This is a genomic window from Erythrobacter westpacificensis (assembly GCF_039542285.1).
Lineage (GTDB): Bacteria > Pseudomonadota > Alphaproteobacteria > Sphingomonadales > Sphingomonadaceae > Alteraurantiacibacter > Alteraurantiacibacter westpacificensis.
In genome coordinates, this window is record NZ_BAABHV010000041.1 from 1 (window position 1) to 738 (window position 738).

The 738-nt window shown below is 61.1% G+C and carries 1 protein-coding gene; it reads right to left on the minus strand.

Going from position 1 to position 738, the window contains the following annotated elements; genetic code table 11:
- The coding region (locus tag ABFX23_RS17695; protein ID WP_346034193.1) for an IS6-like element IS6100 family transposase at window positions 1-738 on the minus strand (738 nt) is incomplete at both ends.

The window sequence follows — 738 nt, forward strand, 5'->3', positions numbered from 1 at the left end:
AATGGTGGTTGAGCATGCCCATGGCCTCCGTCAGCGCCGAGGGCCCAATGCCAAAAGCTCTCTCCACAAGGCGCACCTCGCCCCTGATGCCGGGCTGCAGGCACCAGGGGCGAGCCTGTCCTTTGCGCAGGGCTCGCATGACTTCGAATCCCTTGATCGTGGCATAGGCCGTGGGGATCGATTTGAAACCGCGCACCGGCTTGATCAGTATCTTGAGCTTTCCGTGATCGGCCTCGATCACGTTATTGAGATACTTCACCTGCCGGTGGGCCGTCTCCCGGTCCAGCTTTCCTTCGCGCTTCAATTCGGTGATCGCTGCACCATAGCTCGGCGCTTTGTCGGTATTGAGCGTGGCAGGCTTTTCCCAGTGCTTCAGGCCTCGCAGGGCCTTGCCCAGGAACCGCTTCGCTGCCTTGGCGCTGCGGGTCGGCGACAGGTAGAAATCGATCGTGTCGCCCCGCTTGTCGACTGCCCGGTACAGGTAGGTCCACTTGCCCCGCACCTTGACGTAGGTTTCATCCAGGCGCCAGCTCGGATCAAAGCCACGCCGCCAGAACCAGCGCAGCCGCTTCTCCATCTCCGGGGCGTAGCACTGGACCCAGCGATAGATCGTCGTATGGTCGACCGAAATGCCGCGTTCCGCCAGCATTTCCTCAAGGTCGCGATAGCTGATCGGATAGCGACAATACCAGCGCACCGCCCACAGGATCACATCACCCTGGAAATGGCGCCACTTGA